The sequence below is a fragment of the Streptomyces sp. NPDC057136 genome (assembly GCF_042670885.1).
Lineage (GTDB): Bacteria > Actinomycetota > Actinomycetes > Streptomycetales > Streptomycetaceae > Streptomyces.
This window is the reverse complement of the sequence record NZ_JBHUUV010000045.1, coordinates 17,423-40,609: the sequence shown is the minus strand read 5'-3', so window position 1 is coordinate 40,609 and position 23,187 is coordinate 17,423. Positions and strand designations below refer to the sequence as shown.

21 protein-coding genes are annotated in these 23,187 nt (G+C 68.7%); 10 read left to right on the top strand and 11 right to left on the bottom strand.

Annotation, left to right across the window (positions count from 1 at the left end; all coding sequences use genetic code 11):
* Window positions 1-111 precede the first annotated feature (111 nt).
* The 5 genes from dpgD to ACFT7S_RS33910 all read left to right on the top strand — a co-directional run bounded on the left by dpgD (window position 112) and on the right by ACFT7S_RS33910 (window position 4,772).
* The gene (dpgD, locus tag ACFT7S_RS33930) at window positions 112-915 is read left to right on the top strand and encodes an enoyl-CoA-hydratase DpgD (protein ID WP_382738763.1); all 804 of its coding nucleotides are present in this window, start codon (window positions 112-114) and stop codon (window positions 913-915) included.
* A 103-nt stretch (window positions 916-1,018) separates the two neighbouring features.
* Window positions 1,019-3,091, top strand: coding sequence for an ArnT family glycosyltransferase (locus ACFT7S_RS33925; protein ID WP_382738761.1), 2,073 nt, complete (start codon window positions 1,019-1,021; stop codon window positions 3,089-3,091).
* A 125-nt stretch (window positions 3,092-3,216) separates the two neighbouring features.
* Entirely contained in the window at window positions 3,217-3,606 is a 390-nt protein-coding gene (locus ACFT7S_RS33920; protein WP_382738796.1) for a cold-shock protein, read from the top strand.
* Window positions 3,607-3,842: 236 nt separating this feature from the next.
* A complete protein-coding gene (locus tag ACFT7S_RS33915) occupies window positions 3,843-4,385 on the top strand; it encodes a GNAT family N-acetyltransferase (protein ID WP_382738758.1) in 543 nt (180 codons plus the stop codon).
* Window positions 4,386-4,553: 168 nt separating this feature from the next.
* Window positions 4,554-4,772, top strand: a complete 219-nt coding sequence (locus tag ACFT7S_RS33910; RefSeq protein WP_382738755.1) for a hypothetical protein — start codon at window positions 4,554-4,556, stop codon at window positions 4,770-4,772.
* A 72-nt stretch (window positions 4,773-4,844) separates the two neighbouring features.
* Here the strand turns inward: ACFT7S_RS33910 and ACFT7S_RS33905 are convergent, their stop codons facing one another.
* Both ACFT7S_RS33905 and ACFT7S_RS33900 read right to left on the bottom strand, forming a co-directional pair.
* The gene (locus ACFT7S_RS33905; protein ID WP_382738753.1) at window positions 4,845-7,004 is read right to left on the bottom strand and encodes a RecQ family ATP-dependent DNA helicase; all 2,160 of its coding nucleotides are present in this window, start codon (window positions 7,002-7,004) and stop codon (window positions 4,845-4,847) included.
* Window positions 7,005-7,099: 95 nt separating this feature from the next.
* Window positions 7,100-7,861, bottom strand: coding sequence for a GNAT family N-acetyltransferase (locus ACFT7S_RS33900; RefSeq protein ID WP_382738751.1), 762 nt, complete (start codon window positions 7,859-7,861; stop codon window positions 7,100-7,102).
* Window positions 7,862-8,287: 426 nt separating this feature from the next.
* Here ACFT7S_RS33900 and ACFT7S_RS33895 point away from each other — a divergent pair, with 426 nt between their 5' ends.
* Window positions 8,288-8,929, top strand: coding sequence for a hypothetical protein (locus ACFT7S_RS33895; protein WP_382738748.1), 642 nt, complete (start codon window positions 8,288-8,290; stop codon window positions 8,927-8,929).
* A gap of 57 nt (window positions 8,930-8,986) precedes the next feature.
* On the opposite strand, the gene ACFT7S_RS33890 is transcribed toward ACFT7S_RS33895, so the two are convergent.
* From ACFT7S_RS33890 to ACFT7S_RS33880, 3 genes are all read right to left on the bottom strand, one after another.
* Complete coding sequence (locus ACFT7S_RS33890; RefSeq protein WP_382738794.1) at window positions 8,987-9,619, bottom strand: hypothetical protein; 633 nt, start codon at window positions 9,617-9,619, stop codon at window positions 8,987-8,989.
* Window positions 9,620-9,679: 60 nt separating this feature from the next.
* Window positions 9,680-10,390 (bottom strand): ribonuclease HII, encoded by a 711-nt coding sequence (locus ACFT7S_RS33885; protein ID WP_382738745.1) that lies wholly within the window; start codon window positions 10,388-10,390, stop codon window positions 9,680-9,682.
* Between the two features lie 146 nt (window positions 10,391-10,536).
* Entirely contained in the window at window positions 10,537-11,157 is a 621-nt protein-coding gene (locus ACFT7S_RS33880) for a TetR/AcrR family transcriptional regulator (RefSeq protein WP_382738742.1), read from the bottom strand.
* Window positions 11,158-11,343: 186 nt separating this feature from the next.
* On the opposite strand from ACFT7S_RS33880, the gene ACFT7S_RS33875 reads away from it, so the two are divergent.
* Window positions 11,344-12,897, top strand: a complete 1,554-nt coding sequence (locus ACFT7S_RS33875) for an MFS transporter (RefSeq protein ID WP_382738739.1) — start codon at window positions 11,344-11,346, stop codon at window positions 12,895-12,897.
* Between the two features lie 76 nt (window positions 12,898-12,973).
* Here ACFT7S_RS33875 and ACFT7S_RS33870 read toward each other — a convergent pair whose 3' ends face one another.
* The 4 genes from ACFT7S_RS33870 to ACFT7S_RS33855 all read right to left on the bottom strand — a co-directional run bounded on the left by ACFT7S_RS33870 (window position 12,974) and on the right by ACFT7S_RS33855 (window position 18,181).
* The gene (locus tag ACFT7S_RS33870; RefSeq protein ID WP_382738736.1) at window positions 12,974-14,770 is read right to left on the bottom strand and encodes a DUF4153 domain-containing protein; all 1,797 of its coding nucleotides are present in this window, start codon (window positions 14,768-14,770) and stop codon (window positions 12,974-12,976) included.
* A 194-nt stretch (window positions 14,771-14,964) separates the two neighbouring features.
* The gene (locus tag ACFT7S_RS33865; protein WP_382738733.1) at window positions 14,965-15,873 is read right to left on the bottom strand and encodes an ADP-ribosylglycohydrolase family protein; all 909 of its coding nucleotides are present in this window, start codon (window positions 15,871-15,873) and stop codon (window positions 14,965-14,967) included.
* A 12-nt stretch (window positions 15,874-15,885) separates the two neighbouring features.
* A complete protein-coding gene (locus ACFT7S_RS33860) occupies window positions 15,886-16,545 on the bottom strand; it encodes a histidine phosphatase family protein (protein WP_382738730.1) in 660 nt (219 codons plus the stop codon).
* A 25-nt stretch (window positions 16,546-16,570) separates the two neighbouring features.
* Window positions 16,571-18,181 (bottom strand): ABC-F family ATP-binding cassette domain-containing protein, encoded by a 1,611-nt coding sequence (locus tag ACFT7S_RS33855; RefSeq protein ID WP_382738791.1) that lies wholly within the window; start codon window positions 18,179-18,181, stop codon window positions 16,571-16,573.
* 164 nt (window positions 18,182-18,345) lie between these two features.
* Here ACFT7S_RS33855 and ACFT7S_RS33850 point away from each other — a divergent pair, with 164 nt between their 5' ends.
* A complete protein-coding gene (locus tag ACFT7S_RS33850; RefSeq protein ID WP_382738727.1) occupies window positions 18,346-19,038 on the top strand; it encodes a TetR/AcrR family transcriptional regulator C-terminal ligand-binding domain-containing protein in 693 nt (230 codons plus the stop codon).
* 21 nt (window positions 19,039-19,059) lie between these two features.
* Here ACFT7S_RS33850 and ACFT7S_RS33845 read toward each other — a convergent pair whose 3' ends face one another.
* Window positions 19,060-19,665, bottom strand: coding sequence for a YdbC family protein (locus ACFT7S_RS33845; RefSeq protein ID WP_382738724.1), 606 nt, complete (start codon window positions 19,663-19,665; stop codon window positions 19,060-19,062).
* 89 nt (window positions 19,666-19,754) lie between these two features.
* Here ACFT7S_RS33845 and ACFT7S_RS33840 point away from each other — a divergent pair, with 89 nt between their 5' ends.
* A complete protein-coding gene (locus tag ACFT7S_RS33840) occupies window positions 19,755-20,711 on the top strand; it encodes a DUF1152 domain-containing protein (protein ID WP_382738721.1) in 957 nt (318 codons plus the stop codon).
* 126 nt (window positions 20,712-20,837) lie between these two features.
* The gene (locus tag ACFT7S_RS33835; protein ID WP_382738719.1) at window positions 20,838-21,374 is read left to right on the top strand and encodes a TerD family protein; all 537 of its coding nucleotides are present in this window, start codon (window positions 20,838-20,840) and stop codon (window positions 21,372-21,374) included.
* Between the two features lie 159 nt (window positions 21,375-21,533).
* Here ACFT7S_RS33835 and ACFT7S_RS33830 read toward each other — a convergent pair whose 3' ends face one another.
* Window positions 21,534-22,937 (bottom strand): hypothetical protein, encoded by a 1,404-nt coding sequence (locus ACFT7S_RS33830; protein ID WP_382738716.1) that lies wholly within the window; start codon window positions 22,935-22,937, stop codon window positions 21,534-21,536.
* Window positions 22,938-23,187: the final 250 nt, after the last annotated feature.

The following is a 23,187-nucleotide window of genomic DNA, read 5'->3' as shown; positions in this document are numbered from 1 at the left end:
TCCGGCAGGACGTGCGTTCAACTGCGGCTCCGCTCCGGTTGAACATTCGGCCGCACCGAATGCTTGACGTACGCGCGACCCCCGCCATTAAAGATCTCTAGAGTGCCCGGCATGAAGAATCTGTCGCGCGTGCGGTACGAAAAGAGCGGTCACGTCGCCCGAATCACCATGAACAGGCCTGATGCCCTCAATGCCATGGATCTGTGCATGCACGAGGAACTCGGCGAGATATGGGACGACTTCGAAGCCGACGACGACATGTGGGTCGCCCTGCTCACCGGCGAGGGCTCCCGCGCCTTCTCCGTGGGCCAGGACCTCAAGGAACTGGCCGCCAGGGAGGAAGCCGGCCTCGCCGCACCCTCCACGTTCGGAAGCCGGGGCAAACCCGGCTGGCCACGGCTCACCGAGCGCTTCGATCTGGCCAAGCCCGTCGTTGCGAAGGTACGTGGATACGCCCTGGGCGGCGGTTTCGAGCTCGCACTGGCCTGCGACATCGTCGTGGCGTCCCAGGACGCGACCTTCGCCCTGCCCGAAGCCAGGCTCGGGCTCGTCGCGGGGGCCGGAGGCGTATTCCGGCTGACGCGGCAACTGCCGTGGAAGACGGCGATGGGCCACCTGCTGACCGGCCGCCCGATGGATGCCCAACGGGCCTACACACTCGGCCTCGTCAACGAGGTCGCACCGGCGGAAGAGCTGGACGACCGCACCGAGAGCTGGGTGGCCGACCTGGTGCGCTGCGCTCCGCTGTCGGTGCGCGCCATCAAGGAGGCAGCCACCGCATCCGCCGGTCTGTCCCTGGAGTCGGCATTCGCCACCCACTATCCCTGGGAGCAACGACGCATGCACAGCGCCGACGCGACCGAAGGCCCCCGCGCATTCGCCGAGAAGCGCGAACCGAAATGGCAGGCATGCTGATCAGCCATGCGGTACGCCCCCCTCCACATCCCATGGCGAACATCGTGACGGACCTCTAGCTTTCCGCCATGGACACTTCACGTTGCATCGAATGCGGTCTGGCATGAGCACCACACTGGACCTCCCCGAAGCGCAATCGCCGGAGCACACGACACCCTCGACCAGCAGACCCAGACGCTGGGAAGTATGGAAGTCCCCTGCGGACCAACCCCGTTGGGCGAGACCGGCGCTGCTGGGCATCGCCGCCCTGGCCGCCGTGCTCTACTCCTGGAATATCACCACCAGCGGCTACGCCCCGTTCTACTCGGTGGCGGCCCGCAGCATGTCGGAGAGCTGGCCGGCCTTCTTCTTCGGCGCCCTGGACCCGGGCGCCACCATCACGCTCGACAAGCTCGCCGGCTTCCTGTGGCCACAGGCCCTGTCCGTGCGCATCTTCGGTTTCCACGCCTGGTCCCTGACACTCCCCCAGGTCATCGAGGGCGTGATCAGCGTCCTGGTCCTCTACCGAGTGGTCCGTCTCTGGGCGGGCGTGGTTCCGGGTCTCCTGGCTGCCGGCATCATGACGCTGACCCCCGCGGTCGCCTCGATGTTCGGCCATTCCATGGGGGACGGGGCAATGACCATGTGCCTGGTCCTGGCCGCCGACGCCTGCCAGCGTGCCATGTTCAGCGCCCGGCTGCGCCCGCTCCTGCTTGCGGGAGTGTGGATCGGCCTGGGCTTCCAGGCCAAGATGATGCAGGCCTGGCTGATCCTGCCCGCACTCGCCATCGGTTACCTCGTGGTGGCGCCCGCACCGCTGCGGCGAAGAGTGGGCCACGTGCTGGCCGCGGGCGCGGTCACCCTCGCGGTCTCCGTCTCCTGGGTGCTGCTCCTGACGTTCACTCCGGCATCCGAACGACCATACGTGGACGGAACCACCAACAACAGTGCCTTCAGCATGGTCTTCGGCTACAACGGTTTCAACCGCTTTTCCAGCGATCTGGTCGAGGGCTCCGTCAGCCAGATGAACGACACAGTGGGCCCCCCGCAAGGTCTTCCACAGGCACCGGACGCGGCGGGAGCCGGCACACCGCCCGACGGCGGGCCCTCCGGCGGTGGATCGGTCCCGGGCAAGCTGCTCGGGAGCCGCTTCGCCCCCCAGGTGGGCTGGCTGTATCCGCTGGCACTGATGAGCCTCGCGCTCTGCGCGCGCTGGCGGCGCAAGGTGCCGCGTACGGAACGGTTCCGCGGCGGGTTCGTCCTGTGGGGAGGCTGGCTGGCCATCAGCGCCGCCGTGCTGAGCGCCATCGAAGTCCCGCACACCGCATATGTCGCCATGCTCGCCCCCGCCCTGGCTGCGCTGTCGGGTATCGGCCTGGTCTCCTTCTGGAAGGCGTACCGAGAGGGCCGAAGGGTCTGGGCACTGCCCACCGTGGTCGCGCTGGAACTGGTGTGGAGTGCCTTCCTCTGCTTTCTCTATCCGGATTTCCTGCCATGGCTGCCGTGGCTTGTCATCCTGGCGGGCGCGGGCGGACTGACCTTGCTCCTCGTCGCGCACCGCAAGAACCGACGGACGGGAAGACTGGCCGTCGGCGGGCTGGCGGCGGGGCTGGTCGCCATACTGGCCGCGCCCGCCGGCTGGTCCCTGTCGGTGCTTGATCCGCTGTACGCCGGCAGTGCGATGGACGCCTCGGCCGGCCCGTTCGCCACGGGCGGCAGCGCGGTACGCCGGGCAGCCAACGTGGTGGGGGTGGGCAATGCACCGAGCGGCACGGCCGCCGCCTCGGCGTCGCTCAATGAGTCGGACGTACTCACCGACAGCCAGCACAAGCTGCTCGCGTACACCCAACGGCACCGCGACGGTGCGAAGTTCGTGTTCGCCAACGACTCCGCCGTCATGTCCTGGAACTACATCGTGGCAACCGGCGCCTATGTGATGCCGATGGGCGGATTCAGCGGCGGTTCACCCCAGCCGGCACCGGAAGAGGTCAAGAGGCTCGTGGCCGAGGGCGAGTTGCGTTTCGTCCTGCTCAGCGCCGACGGCTGGCAGGGATACGCACAGACCCAGGGCGAGAAGAACACGGCCGTCGATGCGGTACGCGCATGGGTGAAGTCCGACTGCACGGCCGTACCGGCCTCCGCCTACGACGGGAACGACCAGGACACGCAGGGCACCCTGTATCGGTGCGGCGAGTGACGTAACGGTGCCCCGTGCACACCAAGGGACTCGCCTCGACGGCACCGTCGCGGCTACGCTCTGACCCGGATTCTTCGAGCAAGGGGCTCGAATGGGCAATGGGCCCAATTCTGGTGGGAGATGGCATGGTTGCTGGTCGTGTGGTGCGTTTTGACAGTGTGCGGGGCTACGGATTCATTGCGCCGGACACCGGCGGGGACGACGTGTTCCTGCATGTAAACGACATGCAGGTGTCCGAGGAGTACGTGCGCCCCGGTGTGAAGGTGGAATTCGAGATCGAGAACGGCGAGCGCGGGCCGAAGGCATCCGCGGTCCGCCTCGCCCAGGGAACGGACGGCAAGCCGCTGCCGCCGTTCGACGATTCCCTTTGCGACGTACTCAGCGCGGAGGAGTTCATGCGGGAGGTCACCGAGGTCCTTCTGGCATCGGCCCCGTCGCTCACCGGCGAGCAGATCCTGCAGACTCGCGTCGGGCTGGCACAGTTCGCGAAGAACCACAGCTGGACCGAGGGCTGATCCACGAAGGCGGCCCCGGCCCTGCGGAGGACGACACGCAGGGGCGGGGCCGGGTGGCAGCCACGTCGGGGCGTTGGCTGAAGGCGGACCGAGAGGCGGATCGAGGGGCGCACCGAGGGGCGCACCGAGGCGGCCGAATTCCAGCCTGCACAACGATGTTCGGTCGAGACCGGCGGCAGTCGATGCATGCCGCAGGGGCACTTCCCAATTAAGCGGAACCCTGGAATCCTTGGCCGGTGCAGATTGAAACATCTCGGCTCCGCCTCCGCCGTTTTCTTCCCTGCGACATTACCGATTTCGCCGCCTATCGCTCGGATCGCGAAATCGCCCGCTATCAGAACTGGGATTTTCCGCTGTCCCTCGCATCGGCGCGTCGCCTCGTCGGTGAATACTCTCGTCGCGATCCCACCCGTCCGGGCTGGTTTCCCTACGCGGTCGAGCTGAAACACGAAGAGCGCCTCATAGGGGACGTCGCCGTACACCGGAATCCGGGTGGCCTGGAAGCCGAGGTGGGCTTCAGCATCGCCCGCGACCAGCAAGGGCGCGGCTATGCGTCCGAGGCCGTCCTCGGTGTGCTGGGCGAGCTGTTCACGCAGGGGCTGCGAACCGCCACGGCGGAGTGCGACGTACGCAACACGCGTTCCGCTCGCCTGCTGGAGCATCTCGGGTTCACGTATGTGCGACAGCACAGCGTGTTCGTACGAGGAAAACAAGAACGCACCGAACTCAGCCAGTTCACCCTCCCCGCTGAGCGATGGGAGACGCTGGCACAGCAGTGAGCAGGCCTGCAGTAACTACTCATCTACTACTCGCCGAAGAATGGCCGAACTCCGCCGTTACCCGTATCCCCATGGGAATCTCTCGTCCCTACGATGAGCGTGAGTTCACGTTGCCGGGTGATGCGGTCCCGCCTGCCCGGACCGCGACGAGGCAAAAGGAAGTGACGCATGGCCAGGACGTCCAGCGTTCCCGGAATTCCGATTCGGCACGCCATCAAGGCAGGCGTGGCGGTACTCGCCCTTGTGGCCGCGCTGAGCGCGTGCGGCAGTAACGACAAGGAGAAGGCCCCTGCCCAGAAGAATGTGACGCCGTCGCAGAGCAGCAGCCCGACACCGTCGACGAGCAGCCCGACACCGTCCACGAGCAGCACCGCGACGCCCTCTTAGAGGTAGTGGGACAGCACCGGACCCGACCCGGTAGTGAGAGATCTCTACCGGGTCTTGCTGTGCGGGCGAAGCTCAGCCTGCCGCAGCGAGAACCAAGGGAAGAACCTGTTCGCTGCCTGCCTGGCGGACCAGGCGGGCGGCGACCGCCAGCGTCCAGCCGGAGTCGGTGTAGTCGTCCACGAGCAGGACCGGCCCGGGAGTGCCGGCCAGGGCACCGGCCAGGTCCTCAGGGACGATGAAGGTGCCGGACAGCGCCCTGAGGCGTTGGGCGGAGTTGCTACGGCGTGCCGCGTGCGCGCCGCTCGGTCCCGTGTACGTCAGGGTGCCCAGGAAGGGGAGGCGGCCGATGGTCGCGATTCCCTGGGCGAGGGAGCCGACCAGTTGCGGGCGGGACAGGGACGGTACAGCGACGACTCCTACCGGACGGGCAGAAGCGTCCGGGGCATTGGGTGCCCAGCCGCCAGGAGAGCGGGCCCAGTCGGCGAGGACCGCCACCGCGGCCTGCAGGACGTCGTCCGGGACCGGCCCGTCGGGCGCGTTCTCGGCAAGCAGCGGGCGCAGCCGGTTTCCCCAGCCGATGTCCGAGAGCCGCCCCAGGGCACGCCCGGTGGAGCACTGCTCCTTGGCCGGGATGCGGCCCTTGAGGTCGATACCCAGTGCGGGCATCCCCGTCGGCCACATCCGGCGCGGCTCCACCTCCACTCCGGGGCGATCCAGTTCTTTCTCCGCTCCCGTCAAGGTCTCCGCCGAGACGGAGGAATCGGCCCAGGCCCCCACGCAGTTGTCGCAACGCCCGCAGGGGATCGCCCCCTCGTCGTCCAGCTGCCGGCGCAGGAACTCCATCCGGCACTGGGACGTACTCACGTAATCGCGCATGGCCTGCTGCTCGGCCGCCCGCTGCTTGGCCACCCACGCATAGCGCTCGCCCTCGTACACCCACTCGGCCCCCGTGGCCGTCCAGCCGCCCTTCACCCGCTTGACCGCACCGTCGACATCCAGCACCTTCAGCATCGACTCCAGCCTGCTGCGCCGAAGATCAACCGCCGCCTCCAGAGCCGGCACGGACAGGGGCCGTCCCGCATCGGAGAGGGCCGAGAGGGTCTGCCGGACCTGCGTCTCGGGCGGAAAAGCGGTATCGGCGAAGTAGCGCCAGATGGCCTCGTCCTCCTTGCCCGGCAGCAGCAGTACGTCGGCATGGGCCACCCCGCGCCCCGCGCGCCCCACCTGCTGGTAGTAGGCGATCGGCGAGGACGGCGAGCCGAGATGGACCACGAACCCCAGGTCCGGCTTGTCGTAGCCCATACCCAGCGCCGACGTCGCGACCAGCGCCTTGACCCGGTTCTCCCGCAGGTCGATCTCGGCCTGCAGCCGGTCGGCGTTCTCCGTCTTTCCGGTGTACGAGGCCACCTTGAAGCCGCGCTGCCGCAGGAAGGCGGTGGCCTCCTCGGCTGCGGCGACGGTGAGGGTGTAGATGATCCCCGAGCCCTGCAGCTCGTCCAGGTGCTCGGCGAGCCAGGCCAGGCGGTGCGCGGCATCCGGCAGCTGGACGACACCCAGCCGCAGGCTTTCCCTCTCGAGCGGGCCGCGCAGCACCAGTGCCTCGCCGGCCCCGGTACCCAGCTGCTCCGCCACATCCGCAGTGACCCGCGCGTTGGCGGTCGCGGTGGTGGCCAGCACCGGCACACCGGCGGGAAGCTCCGCCAGCATCGCCCGCAACCGCCGGTAGTCGGGGCGGAAGTCGTGTCCCCAGTCGGAGATGCAGTGTGCCTCGTCGACCACCAGCAGACCGGTCGTGGACGCAAGCCTGGGCAGCACCTGATCGCGGAAGTCCACGGAATTGAGACGTTCCGGGCTGACGAGGAGAACATCGGTCTCGCCGCGTTCGACCTCCCCGTAGATCGTCTCCCACTCCTCCGGGTTGGCCGAGTTGATGGTCCGCGCCTGGATACCGGCCCTGGCCGCCGACTCGACCTGGTTCCGCATCAGTGCCAGCAGCGGCGAGATGATCACCGTGGGGCCGGAGCCACGCCGGCGCAGCAGAGCGGTGGCCACGAAGTACACCGCCGATTTGCCCCAGCCGGTGCGCTGCACCACCAGCGCGCGCCGGCGGTCCTGCACCAGAGCCGCCACCGCCTGCCACTGGTCCTCCCGCAACCGCGCCGAACCCCCGGGGTCACCGACGAGCTCAGCGAGGATGGCGTCGGCTTCAGTGCGGAGCTCCAGGTTGTCCATGCCTCCATGCAACCTGATGGCACTGACAATCGGCGACTTCACCCCGCGTGACAACCGACTCACGAACTGAGGGAGAGCTCCGGGCTGTCCCGCGATCAGCTCCGTTCGAAGCAGTGGGAGCGGCCGATGACGGAGAATCCGCGGCGCTCGTACCAGTGGCGCGGCCAGTCCGTCGCAGCAGCGGTCAGGAACCGGGTACCGCAGTCCTTGTCGACGGCCAGGTGCAAGGCGGTGGTCAGGACGGCATCGGCGTAACCGTGCCTGAGGTGGGCCTCCGAGGTGATCAGGTCCTCGATCTGGGCTGTGCCGGTTGCCGGGTCCATGTAGAGGTCGGCCCATGAGGCGACCTCGCCCTCGTCCGTACGGGCACCGAGGAAGTGGACGACGTCGGCCCCGCGGTGGCGAGCCTCGCGGCGGTCGACGAGGTGGCGCACGACCTCGTCGTCGACATCCGGCAGGAGGCCCCGCCATCGCCGGGTGAGCGGGATACGTATCGCGTCGAGGTCCACCACCTCCGCGGGTCTGCCGGTCGGCACGGGGCCCGCGTGCAGCATGACCAGATAGGTGGAGTGGGCGTATCCGGCCCGGATCAGTGGCTCGGCGCACTCCAGTCCGACCTCGTCGTCAAGGACGGAGATCAGCCGGTGTGGCAGATGCCCCAGTACCTCATCCGCGATGGCGGGAAGCCCCTCGGAGTCGACGGCCGTGTCGATGACGACCTGGTTGTTCCCGCGGGAATGTGCGAACGCGTCGTCAAACGCGGCGAACCCGCCCGGGACGTCGACGGTGCGCGCGGCCTGACGGCGGGCAAACGTCGACAGGAAGGAGATGATCCGCTGCAGTTCCGGGTTTGGCATGGGGGGAGCCTAGGCAGCCATGAACCATGACCGCCTTCTAATTACCCCCGACGGGGCGAAGGCTTCTCGGGGGCCTCGGTCTCGGTGTGCCCAGGCGGCCAAAGGCGGCGAACTCTCCGGCAGGGGACGGACACGCACCGTTGCGTCGCCCGTGCTGCACGGTTGGGCGCGGATGGCGTGTTTCCGCTGGTCCTCGCCGTTCAGGCGAGACAGGTGGAGTCGTAGGGGCACAGTCTGGGCAGGGATATCAGTGTCATTCCGGCTGATTCCCGTCAGCTGAGCCAATTGCTCGTTGCCGCGTGCCGGTACGCCAGGAAGAATTGGAGTCGCTCCCCGCACGGTCCCTTCGCGGCCCGGATGGGCTGTGCAGCGGCGCGCCCCCACTCGACCCTGCCCGCACCGTGGGCGCGTAGCGAAGGGAGGACCGTGACCTTCGGATTCGCTCCGTCCCAAGCCTCTTCGATGCCCACGTCCTCGGCGTCCGCAGGCTCCGTCAACAGCCTTGCCAGAACGCTGGAACCAGCCGAATGGGCCTCGGCCGGGATACCCCTGCTGCGGAGTCCGCGCGAGGTCGTCAGTGGCCTCCACGCCCGTCACCGGCCGACTCCGGCGACCGCCGTCGTGGCCGTTCTCGACCACGAGGAGCGGCTCACGGCCAGCGCCTCGTTCGCCCGGCGGACGACCGTGGCAGCGGACGGGTGGGAATTCCGCAACGCGCTGCTGGCCCATCTGCGCCGGGTCCTCCCGCACGACCTGCGTCGCCGCGCTCCCATCCGTACAGCGGTGCTGCTCTACTGCCGCGAGGGCGACGAGCGCTGGACGGAGGAGGACGGCGCGTGGATGTGGGGGCTCCGGGACGCCTGCACGCTGCACGGCCTGCGGTGCGGCGCGTACATCACGCTGACCCGGGGAGGCTGGCAGGTGCTCGGCGAGGGCCGGGGCGGGCGTCGGCCCAGTTCCGTATCGTCGGCCTCGAAGCTCTCCGAGGCCTTCGTCGATCTCGATCCGGCCCCGCAGCGCACCGGCGGCGGCGCGGTGGACGCCCTGCGGCGGACCGCCGCCCGCTGAGACGCGCACGGTCCCGGCCCCCCTTCTTCGGGCAGCCGGGACCCTACGGCGTACGGCTCAGACTCCCGCACCCAGCACGGAGTTGATCTTCTGCGGGTCCCCGCACACGATCAGCAGCGCGTCGGCTCGGTCGCGCGCCACGGGAAGGGCGCGGGCGGTGGCGTCGTCGACGTCACCGTTGACCGCCACCACGACCACCGGGCGGGGCTTGGCACGGTCGGCCGCCGCGAGGTGAGCGAAGAAGACGTCGTCGCCGGCGTCGTGCTGCGCCCAGTAGGCGGCCTCTCCGAAGGAGATCTCGTGCGCCGTCCAGGGGTGCACCTCACCCGTGGTGAGGACCAGGATGTCGCCCGGTGCGCGCCCCGAGTCGAGCAGCAGGTCGACTGCCTCGTCGGCCGCGTCGAGTGCGCCGCCGGCCGGGACCGGGATCAACTGGAGCTGCGGCGCGGAACGATTCTCCGGCTGGGCCGGGCCCGCAGCAGGGGCAGCAGGAGTGGGTGTGGGCTGCGGGCGCTGCGCCGGGGGCGCAGGCCTCGCGGGGCCGGGGCCCGGACGCCCGGGACGCGGCGTGGCCGCGGAACGCGGACCTGGTACGGGACGGGGGGTCGGCGCGGTACGGCCGGCGGCCGGAGTGACGCGGGGACCCTGGGCACTCTCGTGAATCTGAGGCTCCTCGGGGATGAGAGGCAGGAATAGTTGACTTTCGAGCGCCGACGCTTCGGGCGTCAGCGGGTGGGTACGCGTGCGCGATCAGAAGTCGAAGCCGAGCTGGCCCCCGCTTTCCAGTGCAGCCGCCTCGGCGGAGAATCGGACCTTCTTCAGGTGCTGCCACCTGGGCAACGCATCAAGGTAGGACCAGGAGAGGCGGTGATGGGGCGTGGGCCCCCGCTCCTCCAGCGCGGCCCTGTGTACCGGCGACGGGTATCCCGCGTTGGCGCCGAAGGCAAAGTCTGCGTACTCACCTGATTCCGCGCCCAGTTCGGCCATCATCGTGTCGCGGTGGACCTTCGCGATCACCGAAGCGGCTGCGACGGCGATACAGGACTGGTCCCCCTTGATGACGGTGCGGACCTGCCAGGGCTCTCCCAGGTAGTCGTGCTTGCCGTCGAGGATCACGGCGTCCGGCCGTACGGGCAGACCCTCGAGCGCCCGCACCGCCGCGAGCCGAAGCGCCGCCGTCATTCCGAGATCGTCGATCTCCTGAGGCGAGGCGTGCCCCAGCCCGTAGGCCGTGACCCAGTTCTCCAGCAGTGGAGCCAGTTCCGCGCGGCGCTTGGGACTGAGCAGCTTCGAGTCCGTGAGCCCGTCCGGGGGTCGACGAAGCCCGGTGACAGCAGCGCAGACGGTGACGGGGCCGGCCCACGCTCCGCGTCCGACCTCGTCGACACCGGCGACAGTCCTGGCACCAGTGGTAGCGCGCAGTGAGCGCTCGACGGTGTGCGTGGGTGGTTCGTACGGCATGGCGCCAGCAAGCGTACGCCGATGACCACGGCAAGAACACCCCGGGGCGCCCGGTCCCTGCGACTCCTTCGCACCCCGCCGTCCGGCGCGTCGTGGACCGGACCGGGAACACGGCCGTCAGCGGTGACCGGAGCGCAGGATCGGCATCATCCGGAGCGCAGGATCGGCATCATGACGTGGTCGATCATCCGGGCGATCTCCTCGTCCGGCCATTCGCTGCCGCACACCTTGGTCCGGTACATCATCATGGCCGGGATCACGTCGAACGCCATGTCGTTCACCGCATCCGGGCGCACCTCACCGCGGTCCACACCTCGACTGACGACCGCGCGGAAGAGTTCGGTCGAAGGGTCGATCACACCATTCATGATCACCCCGTGAAACCGTTCGGCGGTCCTCACATCGCATTCGTGAAGCACTGACCGCAGCGCGATTCCCGGCGCCGACAGCATCGCGTCGCGCAGCTGCCGACAGACCTCGTAGAGGTCGTCGCGAATCCCGCCGCAGTCGCGGGCATCGTCCAGCGGCGGCAGTCCCGCGCGCAGCGCGTCCACGACCAGATCCTCCTTCGAGGGCCATCGCCGGTACACGGCGGCCTTACCGGTCTGGGCGCCTGCGGCCACGCCCTCCATCGTCAGCCCGTTCCAGCCGACCGTGCTCAGTTGCTCGAGAGCGGCGTCGAGGATTGCCCGTTCCAGTACGGGCCCACGACGGCGCAGGGACACCGGGCGGGGCCGAGCGGCGGCAGCCGGGCGCGAAATAGCCATCAGTCGATCTCCATCACGACGGGGAGAGGAGCGGATCGGCACGATTCCGGGCGGAAGCGGCCGACAACGACGGATATCCCGTCGACGGCAGTCTCAGTGAACGCTTGCGTTCACTAACGGGGACTCACTACCGTTGACGCAACAGTGAACGGATCCGTTCACTAATTCACTTGTGGGGGACCTATAGTGACAACCTCTCAGTTAGAAAAACAGGGCAATCCGGGCGCTGCTCGCCGGGAGGGGCGACCGGGGATCGCACTGACCGTCATTGCCGCATGTCAGCTGATGGTCGTGCTCGACGCCACCATCGTCAACATCGCCCTTCCGCATATTCAGGATGCGCTCAGCTTCTCGACGACCGATCTCTCCTGGGTCCTGAGCGCCTACACCCTCACCTTCGGCGGTCTGCTGCTGCTCGGCGGCCGGGCCGGCGACATCCTGGGCCGCCGCCGGGTCTTCATGACCGGAATCATCGTCTTCACTCTTGCCTCGCTGCTCGGCGGACTCGCCCAGGAGCCCTGGCAGTTGCTGGCCGCGCGGGCGCTGCAGGGGGTCGGCGGGGCCATCGCCTCACCGACCTCACTGGCCCTGATCACCACCACGTTCCGCGAAGGGCCCGAACGCAACCGCGCGTTCGGCGTGTTCGCCGCGGTATCGGCGGGCGGTGGCGCGATCGGGCTCCTGACCGGCGGCATGCTCACCGAGTGGCTCGACTGGCGCTGGGTTCTCTTCGTCAACGTACCGATCGGTGTGCTGATCGCGGTCCTCGCGCCCGTCTACATCAACGAGTCGGAGAAGCACCCCGGCCGCTTCGACGTCTCCGGGGCCCTGACCTCGACGCTCGGCATGGCCTCGCTGGTGTACGGGTTCATCCGCGCCTCGGAGGAAGGCTGGCGCGACACGCTCACCGTGTCGTCCTTCGGTGCGGCGGTGCTGCTGCTCGCCGCCTTCGTACTCATCGAGTCACGGGCGAAGGAACCGATCACCCCCCTGCGGATGTTCGCCGACCGCAATCGCTCGGGCACGTACATGATCATGCTCAGCCTGGCAGCGGCCATGTTCGGCATGTTCTTCTTCATCGTGCTGTTCGTGCAGAACGTCCTGGACTACAGCCCGATCGAGGCGGGCCTGGCGTTCCTCCCGGTGACCGTCGCGATCATCACGGGCGCCGGACTCTCACAGCGTCTGCTGCCGGTGCTCGGTCCCAAACCCTTCATGGTCACGGGTTCGACGATCACCGGGCTCGGTCTCTTCTGGCAGACCTTCATCTCGCCGGACAGCTCCTATGTGAGCGGCGTGCTCGGCCCCATGCTCCTCTTCGGCTTCGGAATGGGGCTGAACTTCGTCACGCTGACGCTGACCGCCGTATCCGGGGTCGCGCCGCACGAGGCCGGGGCGGCGTCCAGTCTGCTCAATGCGAGCCAGCAGGTGGGTGGTTCGCTCGGCCTCTCCATCCTGGTCACCGTCTTCGGCACGGCCAGCCGCAACGAGGCGGAGAAGCAGGTCCCGTTGTTCATGGCGCAGGCGACACCGGAGCAGCAGGCGGAGTTCGCCAAAACCCAGGAGCTACCGGCACCGTGGGGCAACGAGGTGCTCACCCAGGGCATCTCCACGGCGTTCACCGCGGCCGTCGCCATGGCCGCCATCGCCCTGCTCACGGCGATTCTGGTCATCCGGGTACGCAAGAGCGATCTGGAAGCACTGAGCGGAAAGTCCGCAGCGGCCGGTCCGGCCGCGTAGGGCGTGCCCGCACGGACGCGGATGCGGGACACGCTCTCAGGCGTACCGCACCCGCGTCCGTTCGCGAGTGGCGTGATCAGTACGGGTCGTAGGGATCGTAGAACTCACCGTCGACGCCGTCCCGTTCACTGCCCGTTCCGTAACGGCCCGACCTGTCGCATTCGTTCGCACGCTCCAGCGCGCTTCGCTCCGCCAGGATGTCGCGGGCTCGCATCACGCCCCAACTGGTGGCGTACCAGGGCTCGTCCGAGGAGTCATCGAGATTGCGCTCGATCCTCGCCAGCGCGCAGGAACGCAGCGGCTCCGGCAGCTTGTCCAGAGCCGGTACGGCATCGGCCGAGAGCGTCTTGAGATAGTCGATGTCGATGGACTTGTCGTTCTCGTACCGCTGAACGTTCTGCTCCGCGATCAGCCCGTCCGGCGAAACCAGACCGAACGCGAGCACGCCGACGGCGGCACTCACGGCAACGGCGCGCGGCAGCAGCCGCGCACCGAACACGCCCGCGGCGATGATCAGGACCAGCACCACGCCGAGCCAGAGTTCCATGGCCGCGACAGAAATCCGCAGCCTGGTCAGGCCGTACGCGTCCACATACAGGTCCATGCGGCGCAGCGCCGAGGCGACGACCACGAGGGTGAGTACGCACAGGGCGCCGAGCACTCCGCGTACCAGCGTCCGGTCCCGGGTCCGGCCGCGCGGCGCCCAGCGCAGGGCGAGGGCGATCACGAGAAGCGTGAGCAGGGTGGCCCACAGCAACTGCCAGAAGCCCTGGCGCGCGTACTCCGCGTAGGAGAGGTCGGTCTCTTCCAGCACCTTGTCGTATCCGCCGAACAGGACGGCGAGCTGGAGCGCGATGAACGCCGCGAAAAGCAGATTGAGGACGATCAGGGGAAGGGCCCACTCCACCCTTCCCCGGGCCGGCCCGGGACGGACGGTGACCTCGTCCCACCGGGCCGGGGCGGCTGCGGTGTACGCGGCTGCCAGTGCACCCACAAGACCCAGCACGAACAGGAAGACCCGCCACGGGCCGTCACCGATCGACACATCGGGGATGAGGTTGCCGAGCAGGTCGGCGAAGGCCGCGTCGGCTCCGGCGAAGAGTGTGCCGAACACGACGAGCAGCACCACGGCCACCGCCGTCGTGCGGACGACCGTGCCCCAACGCGCACGCGAGGCCTCCGCCTGGGACCGCAGCCCTCGCCATCCCCACCGCAGACCGGGGACGGCCGCACCGACCAGGCCCAGCGAGCCGAGGAAGATGCCCAGCCAGCTGCGGCTGCCGTGCAGCGCCAGGGAACCCAGGGCGAGAGCGGAGACCACGGCGAGGAACGTCGGCCAGCCGGCGTCCCGGAGCGCCGGTACCGCGAGCAGCGCCAGACCTCCGACCGCCCAGGTGAGTGTCCACGGGCGTGGCCGCCGGCCCGCGTAGAGCGCTGCGAAGAAGGCCGCGAGAGCCGCCGGCACCGCGACGATCAGGAGGTTCGGGCCCAGGCCGTCGCCCAGCAGGATGGCGCTGAGGAGCGCGGTGGCGAGGACGGACCAGAGTGTGCCGACCGGCACGGGAGTCGAGGGTGCCGGGTGCAGCCGGGACTGCGCGCGCGGGGGCCGTACACCCTGCTGCCAAGGATTGGCCTGCTGCCGCTGCCCCGGAACCGGGTGAGCGGGCTCCGGGATAGCGGGCTCCGGGATAGCGGGCTCCGGGTTGGCGGGCTCCGCTTGAACGGGCTGCGCGCTCCCGGTCACCGGTGCTGGGCCGGTGTTCTCGGAAGCGGCTCCGGCTTCGGGCGCCTCGTTCGCACCGGGCGACTTGGACAGCCCGGACGACGTGGACGCATCGGGTCGGCGCGACGCCTCGGACGGTTGATCGGACATGGGACCCCTCCCCCACCGGGCCCGCTCGCACGGCCAGGAGGCGGCACGATCGCCCCGGCGTCTCGTTCGGCGCATGCCACTACAAGATCAATGAGTGGCGGCGTGGCCGAAAGAGTATTCCGCTCGCGGTCCCGCCAGCAGCCGTGGACCGTGCTGTGGCAGGACCGTGACAGTGGAATCAGCCGGGCGAGTTGTCAGCTGCGCGTCACGGCGAGCCAGTGCGGCGGCTCTTCCGTCTGTGCCAGCCAGTCGGCGGGCGGCGCCCCTGCCGTGCCGGCCGCGACCACACCTCCGACGATGGCGCAGGTCGTGTCGACATCACCGCCGGCCTGGGCCGTCACCCAGAATGCCTGCTCGTAGTCCCCGAGGCTTCGCGCCGCCGACCACAGGGCGAACGGCACGGTGTCGTGCGCACTCGTACGACGCCCGTTACCGAGGACTGCCGCTACCGTCCCCGCGTCCCGGTAGTCGAGCATGTCGCGTGCCCGGCGCAGCCCCGCGCCGACCGCACTGCGCGGTACGAGGGCGATGACGCCGTCGAGAAGATCGCCCGGCGTCGGCGGTCCCCCGGGCGCGGCAGCCAGCGAGGCGGCGGCAGCAACCGCCATCGCGCCGACGACTGCCTCACGGTGCTGGTGCGTCGTGTACGAGGAGATCTCGGCCTGGTGAATGGCCTGCTCCGGGTCGTCCGCGTACCAGGCGCCGAGCGGCGCGATACGCATGGCCGAACCGTTGCCCCAGGAGCCCTGACCGTTGAAGAGCGCGGACGCCAGCTCGCGCCAGTCGCCACCCTCACGGACCAGTCGGAGCAGCCGGTTCACCGCGGGGCCGTAGCCCCGGTCGAAATCATGGTGCTCGGCGAAGGAATGAGCGAGTGCGTCCTGGTCGATACGGTCGTGCGCAGCGAGCACGGCGAGTACGGAAGAAGCCATCTCGGTGTCGTCGGTCCACTGCCAGGGACCGGGCGGCAGAGCGCGCCGTTTGAGCAGCGGATAGTTGACGGGGACGAAGAACTGGGAGCCCAGGGCGTCTCCCACGGACAGCCCACGCAGGCTGGCCAGTGCGCGTTCGAAGCGCCGGTCGGAAGCAGAATCAGCGGTCATCGCTCTGCCACTCTATCCGGTGATGCCGTACGGCTCCGGGGTGCGCCAGCGCTCGAACGGCCGGTCAAGCGTATAGCGGCCGTTCTCCCCCAGCACCAGTGACCGTGTCTCCGCGTTGCCGGGGTTGGACAGCGACTCGAATTCCGCCACCGACCAGTGGAACCAGCGCATGCAGAACAACCGCATGGTCAGCCCGTGCGTGACCAGCAGGACGTTCTCCGGATGGCTCGGGTCCTCGAAGCTCCGGTACAGACTCTCCAGGAACGCCCCGACCCGGTCGTACACATCGGCCCCGGACTCGCCCTGGGCGAAGCGGTAGAAGAAGTGGCCGTACGCGTCGCGGTACGCCTTCTGCAGACGTACGTCGTCCCTGTCCTGCCAGTTCCCCCAGTCCTGCTCACGCAGCCTGGGCTCTTCCCGCACCCGCACCCTGTCCAGGTCGAGACCGAAGGACCTGAACGTCTCGTGCGTCCGGCGGTAGGGCGAGACGTAGACGCTGACCCGCTCCTCCGCGAACAGCTCGCGCAGCCGGACGCCCGTCTCCCTGGCCTGCCGCAATCCGTTGGCCGTGAGCCTCAGCGCGTGGTCGGGCTCCCGCTCGTACACCGTGTCGTCGGCATTGCCTTCGGACTCCCCATGCCGGACAAGAACAATGCGCTGCGGTCGTGCCATGTCACGACCCTAGGCCCCGTGCGCCTCAATCGAGCAGTTGTCCGGACTCCATCCGACGTATGTGACCAACGAAACGGCGGCGAAGAAGCCGGTCGTGGGAGACCACGACGAGCGCACCCGGCCAGTGGGACAGGGCCTCCTCCAGCTCCTGGACCAGACCGAGGGCCAGGTGGTTGGCGGGCTCGTCGAGAAGCAGCAGGTCAGCCGGCCGGGCCAGCAGCCGGGCCAGCGCCAGTCGCCGACGCTGTCCGGCGGAGAGCGAACCGACCGGCACATGGAGGTCCTGTGGGCGGAACAGTCCGTACGACAGAAGCAGTTCCGCCTGCTCCTCCTCCGCGACCGGAAGACCACGGCCGAAGACCGCCAGAACCTGCTGCGCCGGGCGGTGCGCCGGGATCTCCTGGGCGAGACAGCCGATCCTGCCCCGTCGGACCACCGAACCGGCATCCGGTTCGACGTCGCCCACCATCACGCGCAGCAGGGTCGACTTGCCCGCCCCGTTCTCCCCGTGGATCAGCAGTTTCTCGCCCGCTCTCACGGTCAGCTCGTCAACGGCGAGCCGGTCCCCGACCCTGATACCCGCCAGGGAGACGAGGTCGCCCTGCACCGCACCCGCCGCAGGCCGGGCAGTAAAGCGCAGGGGGTCCGGAGGTCTCTCCACGGCCTCGTCCTGAAGACGGCGCAGGCGTTCCTGGGCGTTGCGGACGCGCCCCGACACGGACGCCTGGACCCGGCTCCCCGCCCGGTCGTACGCCATCTTGTTGTTGTCCTTGATGGCTCGCCCGGGCGCGACGCCGTGAGCGGTGGTCGCGACGTAATCCCGTAGCCGTGCGGCCTCCTCCGTCCACTGGGCATACGCCTGCTCCCATCGGCTCCGTGCCGCTTTCCGCTCCGCCACGAATCCCGCGTACCCACCGCCGTACCGCACGATCGTCCTGCGGTCGGCATCGACCTCGAGCACGGCCGAGGTCACCCGTTCCAGGAAGACCCTGTCGTGCGAGACCGCCACAACGGTGCCGGGATGGGAGATCAGGGCTCCTTCCAGCCACTCCAGAGCCGATTCGTCGAGATGATTGGTGGGCTCGTCCAGCAGCATCACCTCCGGAGCCGCCGCGATCAGGCACGCGACACCCAGTCGGGCCAGCTCGCCGCCCGAGAGGCTTCCGAGGGTCCGTTCACGGCCTATCCACGCGAGACCGAGTCCGTGCATGGCCTTCTCGATCCGCGCATCCGCCTCGTACCCACCGCGCAGTTCGTAGGTGGTCCGCAGATCCCCGTACTGAGCGAGGGCCGCCTCATCGGCCGCGCCCAGGTCCGCCTCGGCCTCACGCAGCCGGCGCTCCAGGTCGCGCAGCTCGGAAAGAGCTGCGTCTATCGCGTCCTCCACGGTGCTGTCGGGCGGGAGCCTAGGCGTCTGGGCCAGCAGCTCCGCTCCCCTCTCGGCAACGGTGATCACCTCGCCTGCATCCGGCGTTTCGAGACCGGCGAGGACATGCAGCAGCGTGCTCTTCCCCGCCCCGTTCTCCCCGACGATGCCGATCCGTTCACCTGGGCGCACGGTGAAGGAGACCTCGTCGAGCAGGATGCGGTCCCCACGGGACACAGTCATGTCGTGCACAGCGATCTGGGTGGGCAAGGGCACCTCCAGCGTCGGGCCGCCCAGGGGCGGCCGCCGGGAGTCGGACATCAGCAACAGTCGGCCAGGCATGCGAACCTCTCCCCGGCTGCAAATGCAATCAGATTCGCATTAAGAAGACTGTGGCACACTTGGCGGCGTTAACGCAACAGGAGTAGCAATTGATGAATGAACGGGCCGCTTCGACGGCCGACTCGGACCCCGCCCCCGGCTCCCGCCGCCCGGGCGGGCGCACAGCCCGCACCCGGGCGGCCGTTCGCGACGCCGTCCTCACCGGTCTGGCCGAGCACGGCTATCCGGGCCTGTCGGTCGAGTACGTGTCGGAACGTTCCGGCGTGCACAAGACGACCCTCTACCGCCGCTGGGGCGGCCTCGAAGGGCTCGTCGTCGATGCGCTGGACCTGGCGGGCGAGGACGGCTGGACGCCCCCCGACACCGGCTGTCTACGCGACGATCTGCGCGCGCTCGCCCGGGAAACGGCAGCCTCGTTCGCCGATCCGGCCGCGGCAGCCGCGCCACGTGCCTTCATCGCGGCAGCGTTCCAGTCCGCCAAGGCGGCCGACGCTCTGCACGCCTTCTACTCCGAGCGGTTCCGACGCTGCGAGTCCGTCGTCCGGCGGGCCGTCGAGCGCAGCGAGATTCCGCAGGCCACCGACGCCGGTGCTCTCGTCCGGGCGGCCACAGCTCCGCTGTTCCTCCGCCTGTTCGTCACCCGCGAACCGGTCGATGAAGCCCTCGCCGATCAGTCGGCGGACGGCGCCCTGGCGGCCGCTCTCGCAGGCGTGTTCACCACAAGGTCACCCACCACGTCACCGCCCCCGCCCGCATCCGCCCCCGCCACCCAAGCGGGAGCCTGACCCGAACCCGGCTTCAGCCGGTCACACCGTCCACAGCGGCTGGAGCTCCACCACGTCCCCGGCCAGCTCCGCCACATCCGTCTCGGTCTGCGCCCGATCCGAGAGCCGTTCCACGCCCTGCGGCCGGTACTTGCCGCGCTCAGCGCTCGACTGCCACATCGACAGCACCAGAAACTCGTGCCCCGGTGCTTCCCCGAACATCCCGCGCAGCATTCCCGGCGATCCGGCCATCGCCGGATTCCACACCTGCCGCTGCATGAGCGCGAAATGCTCCCCGCGGTCCTCATGCACCCGGCTGTGCGCCACCCTGACGACATCCGCGTCGGTGAAGTGCGGTTCGAAGCCGGTCTTCACGTCGAAGCGGTACTCGAAGAGCTTCACCTGCATGTCCCGGTACATGCCGGACTGCGCCGTGGCCAGCCGGTCGTGCCCGCGCGCCATGAAGGAGTCGTAGAAGACGCGGTTCTCCCAGAACGCGAAGACATGAGCCACATCCGGCCGCCCCCGGCTCCATCCTCCGCTCTGCCCCCTGAACCCCGGCTCACCCAGCAGCCCCGCCCACTTTCGCTGCCTCCGCTCGAACCCATGACGGTCCACCACGGTGCAGCGAATCCACTTGACCAGCACCGCGCCATCGTACGGGGCCCGACGTGGCACGGGTCACGCTACGAGGGACTCCACCCGAAGCAATCCCCTCCGGTCGCAGAATGATCAACATGACTGCGCTGCACGCCAATCCCTTGTTCGCCCGGCTCGAAAACGCCGAGCGCATTCTCGTCGCCGGCGCGGGCGGCGGATTCGATATCTACGCGGGGCTTCCGGTGGCACTTTCCCTGATGCATCAGGGAAAGGACGTCCAGCTCGCCAATCTCACGTTCAGCGCGATCGAAGGGCTTCCGCTCGACTCCTGGCTCGCACCTGACGTCGCCACTGTCGGCCCGCGAACCGCACTCCACCAGGCGTACTTCCCCGAACGCACCCTTGCCCAATGGCTCGAACTGCACGGCTATCGCAGCACGGTGCACGCATTCTCCCGCGTCGGAGTGCAGCCGCTCCGGGCCGCCTACCAGTCGCTGATCGACACCTACGACATCGATGCCGTGGTGCTCGTGGACGGCGGCACCGACATCCTGATGCGCGGCGACGAGTCGGGGCTCGGAACTCCGGAGGAGGACCTCACCAGTGTCGCCGCGCTGGCCCGGATCGACGTGCCCGAACGCCTGGTTGTCTCCATCGGTTTCGGGGTCGACGCGTACCACGGGGTCAGCCATGGCCTCGTACTGGAGAACATTGCCGCTCTGGAACGCGCGGGTGCCTACCTGGGCGCGTTCTCCGTCCCCCGTACGACCCGCGAGGGGGCGCTCTTCGTCGACGCCGTGGCCCACGCCCAGGCCCACACATCCGAACACCCCAGCATCGTCAACGGCTCGATAGCCGCAGCCGTCCAAGGGGCCTTCGGAGACATTCAGTTCACTTCACGCACCCGTGGGAGCGAACTGTTCGTCAACCCTTTGATGTCGCTCTGCTTCGCCTTCGAACTGGAGGGCCTGGCCCGGCACTGCCTCTACCTCGATCGTATTGAGAACACTCACCTCATCCGCCAGGTCAGCACCGAGATCGAGCTCTTCCGCGAGGAAGTCGCCCAGCGGCCCCCGCGCCGCATCCCGCACTGAGCGACCCCGTCACGGCCATGGCTCGATTGCGTCGCCGGCGGCCAAGGCGGTTGGATTCACGGACAGTTACGGCCATGATCGGGCGGTGAGAGAGGTCCGCAGGCCCGGCGCGAGGAGGGAAGTCCGATGAGCACTCCCAATAAGGACATCGACAAGGTTGAAGTGAGGCTCAAATGGGACCCCAGCGCGGCGGGCGAGCCGGCGCATGACCTGGACATCATCGCCGCGCCGTACACCTCGGACGATCCCTACGGCCGCCCCGCCCATCTGGTGCACTTCGACAGCCGCTCACCGGACGGCACGATCACGCTGAACCGGGACAGCAGGACCGGACAGGGACTTGGGTTCGACGAGGTCATGACGATCGAACTGGACCGGCTGGCCGAGACGTACGCCCGGGTGATCGTCGGGGTCGCCATCCAGCAGCGGAACGGCAGGAAGACCTTCGGCGAGATACAGCGCACCGGCGTGCAGATCCGCGAGGGGTACACGAACCTCTCGGAGAGCGACTTCTCGGAAGTGTCGGCGGCTACTGCGGCGGTGGTCGCGGAGTTCACCCGGGACAGCTCGGGGGCCTGGGCATTCCACTCGGAGGTGCGTGGCTTCGATGGTGATCCCGATGAGTTCGCCGCGGCCATGGGCAACCGCGCCTCGGAATCCTGAGCGGCTTCCTGAGCGGCTTCCTGAGCGGCCGAGGCACCACGCGGATGCCACGCCCGGTCCGTACAACCGCTCAGGGCGGTGGCGCCGAATGATCGGCTCCACCGCCCTGAGCAGGTGTTCTACGCCCGGATCGGGCGCCTGAATACTGGCGGAGACCACTTATTCCTGAGGCGTCGTATTCGTCTGCTGGCGGAGGTCCGCAGCACGAGCAGCGAGGTAGTCGGCCCAGGATGCCTTGGCGAACCCGGCCCAGCGGACAGCGGTTTCAAGGTGGAGACCGAGGATGCTCGCGAGGACCGGTGCAGGCAGGTCTCCGGCGAGGGCAACGAGGGCGGCATTGCGGGCGGGCCGGGTGTTGATGCCATAAGCCAGGAGCTTCGTGCTGAGTCCCGTCTGCGATGTGGGGCGGCCGGGGACCAGTCCAGGGAAGAGCCAGGGTTCACCGCGATCGATGCGTGTGAGGGCGGCACGGGTGTGCGGTGCCTCGGCCAGTTGGTGGAGAAGCTTGGCGAGGGAGGGCGGCAGCAGGATCGGGTGCCGGTCGATAGTGAGGTAGCTGTTGCCGTTACGACAGGTGACCTGGGTCGCGGTCAGGTGCCGGACGTGGGACGCGTGCAGGCCAAAGAGGAGGATCAGAGCGCCGGCGGCCCGAGTGTCTAGAGCCATGACCGAGTCTGTCAGGCACCGTTTCAGCAGCTGCCAACGTCCATCTTCGTCCATCAGTTGGCTGGGCTGTTGCCGTGGAATAGAGGGCACCTTGAGCTTCTCGGTGAGGCCGCGGCCGGTGGTCCAGGACAGGAAGTAGCGGATCGTGTAAAGGCGGGTGTTGCCCGCGTCCAACCAGCGGTCGAGGTCGCCTTGCGTGAGCTCGACCAGTGCGATGCGGTGTTCGTCCAGCCAGTTGAGGAACTCCAGAGCCACCAAGACGCGGGTGCGGAGGAACGAGCCCGGCTCGGCCGGGCGGCGTCGCTGGGCAGCACGAAGCCGGGCCCTTCGCAGCAAGTACCAGTGCACGTAGGGACAGACCAGCTGGACGTGTCTCGCGGGGCGGTCGGCGAGGATCGCGTCCAGCCAGGCAGGGATGCGGTCGAGTTCCTCATCGCGCTGGGAGAGGACACCGAGGTGCACGAGGGTGTGCCGGACGTAATGAAGGTGGCGGCTGGGCGGGAGCTGGTCGAGCTGTTGGTGAGTGATCAGTTCACCAGTGGCAGCCAGGCTGGCGAACAAGACGGCGTTCGGGCTGCGCTTGAGCCAGCCAAGGATGCTGCGGGGACGGTCCACATGGGCCAGCGCGTCCCGCAGCGGCTGTAGCTGTGCCGGGACGTGCCCGTCGGGGCCGGACAACACTTGCTGGACACGTTCGGCAAGCACGCAACGGGCGCACTGGGAATCGGCGTAAGCGCGGCCGCCGAGGCCGCAGGTGCGGCAGGTGTAGTCGAAGGCAGTGCCCGAGCAAGCGCCGCAGATCCCGGTGCCGTCCTCAGAAATGCCGATCAGCGGCTGGTGGCGGCTGCAACCCGAGCAGGTCGCGGGCGCGTCCAGTACGGCCGTGTAACAGGTCAAGCAGACCGGTCCGATCGGCCAGTAGGTGTGAACGGGGCAGGACTGTCCGCAGCGGCAGCACTCCTGAGTTAGCCCCGGGCGGCAGCTTCGGCAGGCCCATGAGCCGCCAGTCCCACGCTGGCAGGGACGGACGTTTCCGCAGACAGAGCAGGTCTTGGTAGGGCCGTTGTAGCAGTCCTCGCAGATGTCCGGCCGTGATCCGCTGGCCCGGCGGGCGATGCGTTGCACTTGACCGCAGCGGCCGCACTCT